The organism is Streptomyces durbertensis, assembly GCF_014156695.1.
GTDB lineage: Bacteria > Actinomycetota > Actinomycetes > Streptomycetales > Streptomycetaceae > Streptomyces > Streptomyces durbertensis.
Genome location: NZ_WMLF01000241.1, coordinates 1 through 7981 on the forward strand (window position 1 = coordinate 1; position 7981 = coordinate 7981).

The 7981-nt window shown below is 71.8% G+C and carries 4 protein-coding genes; 1 reads left to right on the forward strand and 3 read right to left on the reverse strand.

Annotated elements, in window-relative coordinates:
• From GL263_RS16475 to GL263_RS16485, 3 genes are all read right to left on the reverse strand, one after another.
• The coding region (locus tag GL263_RS16475; protein WP_182856482.1) for a DUF5825 family protein at positions 1-633 on the reverse strand (633 nt) is incomplete at its 3' end.
• Positions 630-2537, reverse strand: coding sequence for a RiPP maturation radical SAM C-methyltransferase (locus tag GL263_RS16480; RefSeq protein ID WP_194377620.1), 1908 nt, complete (start codon positions 2535-2537; stop codon positions 630-632). The genes GL263_RS16475 and GL263_RS16480, both read right to left, overlap by 4 nt.
• Before the next feature lie 64 nt (positions 2538-2601).
• Positions 2602-5889 (reverse strand): AfsR/SARP family transcriptional regulator, encoded by a 3288-nt coding sequence (locus tag GL263_RS16485; protein WP_182856484.1) that lies wholly within the window; start codon positions 5887-5889, stop codon positions 2602-2604.
• A 508-nt stretch (positions 5890-6397) separates the two neighbouring features.
• On the opposite strand from GL263_RS16485, the gene GL263_RS16490 reads away from it, so the two are divergent.
• A partial coding sequence (locus tag GL263_RS16490) for a condensation domain-containing protein (protein ID WP_228456555.1) occupies positions 6398-7981 on the forward strand: 1584 nt, incomplete at its 3' end.

Sequence of the window (7981 nt, forward strand, 5' to 3'; positions counted from 1 at the left end):
GTGTACGGGGGTGGGGGCCCACCAGTGGTGGGCCCCGAAGCGCAGGGTGAGGGACTCCGCGGCGAGGTCGCGCAGGACGCTGTCGGTCAGGATGTCCGGCGAGGGCTGGTGGGCGGGGTCGTCCGCGGTGAGTTCGGAGATCGCGGCGTGGTACTCCGGTTCGTCGATGACGATGCGTTGCAGGACGCCGGCGCGGTGGTCGCGGACCTCCAGGAAGCCGGGGCCGCGGCGGTAGGAGCACTTGCCGAGGAAGAAGGTGCGGGCCCATTCGGCCCGGAGCCGGGCGGCGTCCTCGCGGCCGTCGATCTCACGCGGCGGGTACAGGTGGCCGAGCGCGGGGGCGGTCGGCTCGTCGCCCAGGCGCAGGCGCCAGTCCACCACGATTCCGCGCGCGGTCAGCTCCTGGAGCAGGCGGAGGGTGCGGACCGCCGTTTCCGGGGCGCCGTCGGTCGAGGAGAGGTCGACCTCTTCGACCAGTTCGACGCGCCGGGCGCCCGAGGTGTCGAACCCGGCGGCGGTGGCGGCGACGGCACCGGTCACGGACGCCGTGCCGAGACACATCCCCGGCAGGCGTCGGACGTCGTCCTGGTAGTCGCGCCAGAGGCGCACCGCGAGCGGGGTGGGCGCGCTCATCGGGTGTCCTTCGCCGCCGGTGCCCCGGGGCGGCGGAAGTCCTGGGTGAGGTCGGGGGCGGACTGCTCGATGCGGCTCAGTTCGGTGTTGGAGGCGGGCGGCGCGACGTGGACGTACCTGTCCGCGTCCTCGAAGAGGATGCCGGCCTTGTGCCAGTCCGCCAGGACGCGTCCGACGTGTGCCTCGGTGACGGGTGCGCCGAGGCTCGCGGTCAGGCGGCGCGCGAGTGAGCCGACGCTGCGCGGGTTCTCCAGCAGACGGAACGCGGCTGTCCCGACCGGGTCGTCGATCGTGCGGATCGTCCAGCCGAAACCGGGCCGCCTGCTGGTCAGCACGATCCTGTCGCCGAGATCGTGGTGGGTGAGGCGGCATGACGCGTGCACGGCACGCCACTCGGCCACGGCGTCCGCGAGGCGGTCGGCGACAACGCCGTCGATGCCCGCGTGCGCGGTCTCGAAGAGGTAGGCGAGGTCGTGCAGTTCGGACGCGGGGAGGTCGTAGATGCGGGCGTAGTGGGCGGCCGGGCGAAGGTCGTTGAAGCCCAGCTCGGGCTGGTCGAAGTACGGGCTGAACCGCTCGATGGCGATACGGGTGGCGGCTTCGGGAGGGGGGAGGTGGTGGAGGGCCGGCAGCTGGCTGATCACGGAGGTGTAGTCGGCTTCGGTCTCGCCGGGAAAGCCGTAGAGGTAGTTCCAGACGGGCCAGACACCGGCCGACTGGGTGTCTCGCAGGTGCCGGACGTTCTGGGAGCCCGTGACGCCTTTCCGCATGAGGTGCAGGACCCGGCTGCTCAGGCTCTCGATCCCCGGCTGGACCTGGACGAGGCCGGCCTCGGCGATGGTCTTCAGCTGGCGGTGGCGGAGGTTCGACTTGATCTCGTAGTGGAAGCGGTAGTCGTATCCCAGACCGGCGAGTTCCGGCAGCAGGCCGTGGATGTAGCCCATGTCCAGGATGTTGTCGACGACCAGGACGTCGAGGACCTGGTGGCGGCGCGACTGGTGGACGATCGAGTTCAGGAAGTCGACCGGTTCCTTGCTCCGGAACCGCATCGACGAGCCGTTCAGGCCGCAGAAGGTGCAGTGGTGCTTCTCGCCCCACCAGCATCCGCGGGAGCCCTCGAGCACGAGTTTCGGTTCGAGGTGGGGACGCGCGGACGACAGCTCGATCCGATGGAAGTAGGCGTCGAAGTCGGGTTCGGCCATCCGGTCCGCCGGTCGGGGGACGGCCGGCAGGCCGGTCGCCCGGTGCTCGCCCGTCTCCGTGCGCCAGCACAGGCCGGGGATCTCCGCAAGGTCGCCGCCGCGCCCGCGCAGCGCGTCGAGCAGCGCGGGAAAGGCGCCTTCCGCCTCTCCGCGCACGACGTGGTCGACGAAGGGGAAGTTCCGGTGGAGGGCTTCGCCCTGCGGTCCGTCGCAGTTGGCTCCGCCGAGGACGGTCACCGTGTCGGGCGCGAGCAGCTTGACCTGCCGGGCGGTGGCCAGCGCGGCCGTGTTCTGCTGGAACGTGGTGGTGAAGCCCACGACGTCAGGGGCGGCTTCGACGATGCGGGCGGCCAGCTCGGCGACAAAGCGGGGGGCCAGGTCGTGCAGGTGGAGGCTTGTCTTGCGCAGTCGGTCGGTGAGTCCGTTTGCCATCTCCTCCTGGAACTCGCGGACGCGCCAGCTCGGATCGTCGTAGAGGGCGCTGGAGAAGACCCAGTCGCCGAAGCCCTCGAAGTACGCCCGGTGGGCGTAGAACTCGTAGTCGTCGACGGTGAGGCCCATCGCCTGTTCCGCCCAGTCGTAGAAGTCCACGTTGGCGCAGAGTGTGGTCACCTCGTCGACGTGCGGCCGGACGACGGCGTGCAGGATGCCGAGGGCGAGCGACGGTGTGTCGAGCGAGGCCCACGGCGTGTTGACCAGCATCACGCGCACGCGCGCGCTCCTGTCTCCCTCACCCGCGGGCGGTCACTTCCCGCCCGCGGGCGCGTCAGCCCGCGGGGGGAAGATGCCGATCGTGGCGTTGCCCCGGGACTGCGCCTTCTCGCGGGGGTTGGTGCGGATGGTGGTCTTCTTCATCTGTCTTCCCCTGTCGTGCGAAGGTCGTGCGAAGCGGTCGGGACGCGCGGGAGACGGTAGGCCCCGGCTCTTCCGTTTTTCTTCCGGGTGGTGAGGTGAGTGAGGCCAGCAGGCCGGGCGGGGGCGGCTCGCCGACGAGGTGGGTGAGGGTGGTCACGGCGCACCGCGCGGCGGCGGCCCGGCTGCGGTCACCGGTGGCCTCCAGCGCCTGGCCGAGCAGCTCCACGGTGGAGAGCAGCACGTTGTGTACGGGCCGGGCGCCGAGCAGGCGGATCGCCTGGACGAGTTGTTCGACGGCGCGGTCGCCGCGGTGGTGGGCGAGTTCCAGGGCGGCCCGCACGTACAGAGCCTCGGCCGTGCCGAACCCGAGGTCCATCTCCTCGAGCAGGGCGACGCCCTCCTCGACGACGCGCCGGGCCGACGGGTCGCGCAGCTGGATCAGGGTGAGTCCGAGAGTGAGGCTGGTGAAGGCCACATAGGGCTGGTCCCTGAGGTGCTGGAACATGGCACGCGCCGCCTGGGCGTACGCGCACGCTTCCTCGAAGGACTCCTGGTGGCGCAGGACCACGGCCAGGTACCGCATGGCCAGGGCTTGCTCACGCTGGTTGCGCAGTGCGCGGCTGAGGGCGAGGGACTCGCGGAGCGCGCGGGCCGCCTCCTCCCACCGGGCCCGCTCGTAGTGGATCGTGCCGAGCTCCCGGGTCCCCCGCGCCGCCGCCAGGAGGTTGGAGGTGGCACGGGCCATGTCCAGTGCGCGGCGCACTCGGTCCAGCGCACGGTCGTGGTCGCCCAGCACCCGCAGGGCCGCGGCCTGGGCGACCAGCGCCTCGGCGATGACGGCCTTGTGCCCGCTGTCCTCCAGCGCCTCCTCGGCGCGTTCGGCCGCGCGCAGGCTGGCGGCCGCGTCCGTCCGGATGAGGTACAGGCCGGCCAGGCGCAGGAGCATCACGCCGGCGCCGGCCGCGTCATCCTCCCGCCGGCACGCCTCCAGCGCGCGCGTGTGCGTGTGCTCCCAGTCGTCGTAGCGATGGCAGAGTTCGATGTGGTCCGTGATGCTGTCGGCGAGAGCCCAGGCGAGCGATCCGAAGCCCCGCGCACTGGCCTCGACGATGGCCGCCGTCAGGGCGGGGCGTTCCGTCTCGAACCACTCCAGGGGGAACCGCAGTATCCAGTCGACGTCGCAGGGGGCGGCGGGGAAGGCGTGCCTCGGGCCCGCCGACAACTGGTGCGCCCGGCCGTGCTCGCTCGTTCCGTACAGGCGGTGGCCGGCCTCCGTCGCGAGGTGCACCCAGAAGCTGAGGAGGCGACCGAACGCGGCGCGGCGCTCCGGCTCGGTGTACTCGCTCTCGGCGCGTTCTCTGGCGTACAGCCGGACCAGGTCGTGGTAGCGGTACCGGGTGTGCCCTCCCACGTCGCTGTCGACGATGTCGAGCAACTGCGCGTTGACCAGCTCCTCCACGATGTCCTCGGCCTCGTCGACGGTGGTGTCGAGCAGGGGGGCCAGGACCCACGCGGCGAAGTCGGTCGTGTCGACCAGCCCGAGCAGGCAGAACGCCTGGCGTTCGCGGGCGCCGAGACCCTGGTAGCTCACCTCCAGGTTGGCCCTGACCTCGAGGTCTCCGGCGACGAGGATGTCCAGCCGCCGACGCTCGTCGGTCAGGCGCCGGGCGAACCACGCCAGGTCGCCGCGGGAGTGCTGGGCGAAGCGTGCGGCCGCGATCCGTACGGCCAGGGGGAGATGGCCGCACAGCTGGGTGATCTCACGGGTGGATGCCTGGTCGTCGCGGGGGAGGTTCGCACCCGCGATGCGCTTGAAGAGCTCGACCGCGTCGGACGAGTCGAAGACCTCGAGGTGGACGTGGTGGGCGGCTTCGAGGCCGCACAGGCGCGTCCTGCCGGTGATGAGCACGGCGCAGTCCGGGGAGCTGGGCAGCAGCGGGCGTATCTGCGCTTCGTCGGTGGCGTCGTCGAGCACAACGAGCATGCGCCGGGTGGCGGAGCGACTGCGGAACAGCCGGGTGCACTCGTCGAGGCTGTCGGGGATGCCGGGGTCGTCGACCCCCATGGCGCGCAGGAACCCCTGGAGAGCCACCTTCGGCTCCACCGGCCGGGCCTGGGCGTCGCGCAGCCGGACGTACAGCTGGCCGTCCGGGAAGTCCGGGCCGACGCGCCGCGCCGCGTGCACGGCGAGCGTGGTCTTCCCTACGCCGCCCTTGCCGGCGATCGCCACCAGGGCGGGCGCGTCCTCGTGCGCCGCCCGCAGAGCCGTGCAGATCCGGTCGACCTCCTCGCCGCGACCGGTGAAGTCCGCGATGGACGGCGGCAACTGGGCCGGTACCGGCCGGAGCGGGGCAGGCGGCGGAACGGCGTCGCCGTCAGCGCTGTCCTGACTGTGCTGACCGGCCTGGCCGCCCCGAGCAAGGGTGACGGGTTCCGCGTCCTCAGCCGTGCCGACGTCGGCACTGAGGGCGGGGTCCATGACAAGAACGGCCTGGTGCAGCCGCTGGAGTTCCGCCCCCGGCTCGATGCCGAGTTCCTCCGCGAGGAGCGTGCGGCCCTCCTGGTAGACCGCGAGCGCCTCCGCCACGCGGCCGCAGCGGTACAGCGCCAGCATGAGGTGACCGCGTAACTGCTCGTGCAGCGGGTTGGCGGTGACCAGCGCGGCCAGCTCACCGACGAGCTCCTTGTGGCGCCCCAGGGAGAGTTCGGCCTCGACCATCTCCAGCAGGGCGCCGATCCGGCGCTCCTCCAGGGCGGGCACCTCGGCACGCTGGAGCGCGTCGGTGGTGTCCGCGAGCGGCACACCGCGCCACAGGCCGAGCGCGGCCCGCAGCTCCCGAGCGGCGTCGGCCCGCCGGCCGCTCGCGCGAGCGGCACGTGCGGCGGACACTCCGCGGTCGAACATCAGCAGGTCGAGCTGGTCGTCCTCCAGGCACAGCCGATAACCGTGACCGTGGCGCACGATGCGCTCCTGGCCGAGGGCGCTGCGCAGACCGGAGACGTACTTGTGCACCTGCGCCACCGCCGTGAGCGGAGGCCGCTCACCCCAGAGAACCTCGACCAGCCGGTCGGTCAGGACGATGTGGTCGCCGCGGAGGACAAAGGCCGCGAGGAGCGACCGGGCCTTGCGCCCGTTGAGCCGGACCGCTTGGCCGTCACGCCGCACCTCGATCGGACCGAGCACGCGGAACTCACGCATAACGCCCCCCGTTGATGGTGAATTCGAGCCCTCGGGTGAGATTTGCCCAGATCGTTCTCGCCTCGCGCAGCCTAGTTGAGCCCTCTGAGCGACCTCAAGAGATCGGAACGAGACCGGATTTGCGAAATCCGCTTCCGCGCCAGTGCGCCGATCGGAGCCCCGGCCCCCGTCCCGCGCCGATCCCGCCGTTCGGCAGCCGGGGGAGGAGGCGTCCGGTCCGGTTCCCGCCGCCGGGTAGCACGTCGGAAGAATCCGGGAAGCGCCCGCTGCGACGGTATGGCCGTCAGCAACGCGGAAGCGGAACGGGAACCGCCTGCCCCGACTGCCACGACGGCAGGCCCCGGCGCTGCCCGACGCACGAACGGCCCTCAGTCCCGTCCACCCGCAGCGCTGCCCGGAAACCAGCCCGGGGCACCGGCTCGGACGACGTGGACCGCACGACCGACGAGTGAGACGACAGGTCCCCCTGTCGGATCCAGCGAACCGACAGAGACCGGCGACACCGGCGATGAAGGGCGTGATCATGGACGGCAACCGCAAGGCTGAAGAGGCGCCGGGAACGCGTGGCGCGGCGAGGCCCGCTCCGAGAGCGGAGCTGACCGCACGGCCGGACGAACGCGGCCCGCTCTCGTACGGGCAGCAGCGGCTGTGGTTCCTGGACCGCTGGCTGGGGAGCAACGCCGTCTACAACATCCCCGTGACGCTGCGCCTCACCGGCCCCTTGGACGCCGACCGGCTGGTCGCCGCCGTCACCGTGGTCGCCGGGCGGCACGAGGTGCTCTACACGGTCTTCGAGGAGGACCGGCACGGGCAGCCGAGACAGCGCCTCCTGGACAGTCGCGAACCGCACTGCGTGGTTGTGGACCTCACCCCACTGCCCGCCGACACGCGCGCCGCACACGCCCGGGAGGCCGTCGAAGCCGATGCCCGCCGGCCCTTCGACCTCGCGAAGGACCCGATGCTGCGGATGGCGCTCTACCGGCTCGCCGAGGACGAGCACTGGCTGCAGCTCACCTTCCACCACATCGCCTGCGACGGCTGGTCGTTGGACGTCTTCGAGCGGCAGCTGCGCGAGGCGTACGCGTCCGGAGCGGGGCGGCCGGCGGAGCCGTTGCCCGTCCAGTACGCCGACTACGCGCTGTGGCAGCGCGACGCGCTCGACGGCCCGCGTACCGAGCGGGCGTTGCGCGCGTGGGAGGACGCGCTGGACGGCGCCCCCGACCTCCTGGACCTCGGCCTGGACCGGCCCCGCCCGGCGGAGCTGACGTACCGGGGCGAGACCACCGACTTCCCGCTCGACGACCTGTCGTCGAGCAGCCTGGAGGCCTTCGCGGCCGCCGAGAACGTCAGCCTCTACACCGTGCTGCTCGCGGCGTTCCAGGTCCTCGCCGCCCGCCACTCCGGCAGCGACGACATCGTCGTCGGCTCGCCGACCGCGGGGCGCGGCAACGCCCGGCTCAACGACCTCGTGGGCTTCTTCGTCGACACCCTCGTCCTGCGCACGGACCTCTCCGGCGCCCCGAGCTTCCGCGAACTGGTACGACGCACGCACCGCTCACTGCTCAACGCCCTGTCCCGCAGCAAGGCCCCCTTCGACCTCGCCGTGAAGCGACTGCACCCCGAGCGCTCGCTGAGCCACAATCCGATCGTCCAGACCCTGTTCGCGTTCCACGAGGAAGAGCCGCCGACCCCCTTCGCGGAGGGCGTGTCCGTCGAGCGTTCCATGACACCCACGGGAACCGCCAAGTTCGACCTCACGTGGTCGATCTACCGGCGTCCCGACGGCATGCTCCTCCAGGTCGAGTACGCGACGGACCTCTTCGACGCCGCCACCGTCGGAAGCCTCGTCGACCACTGGCGCGTGCTGCTCGGCGGAATACTCGCCGAGCCGGACACGCCGATCGACCGACTGTCGGTGATGGACGCCACCGAGCGCTCGCTGTTGGCCGAGTGGGCGGGGGCGGGTGCCCGGTTCCCGGTGTCCGCCGTTCATGAGGCGGTGGTGCGTCGTGCGGTGGAGGTTCCGGGTGAGGTGGCGGTGGTGTGTGGTGGGGAGTCGTTGAGTTATGGGGAGTTGGTGGTGCGTGCGGGG

Bases quoted from the DNA above. Each gene is read 5' to 3' on its own strand.
- GL263_RS16485 (WP_182856484.1), bottom strand. From the start codon at position 5,889: ATGCGTGAGTTCCGCGTGCTCGGTCCGATCGAGGTGCGGCGTGACGGC.
- GL263_RS16480 (WP_194377620.1), bottom strand. From the start codon at position 2,537: ATGCTGGTCAACACGCCGTGGGCCTCGCTCGACACACCGTCGCTCGCC.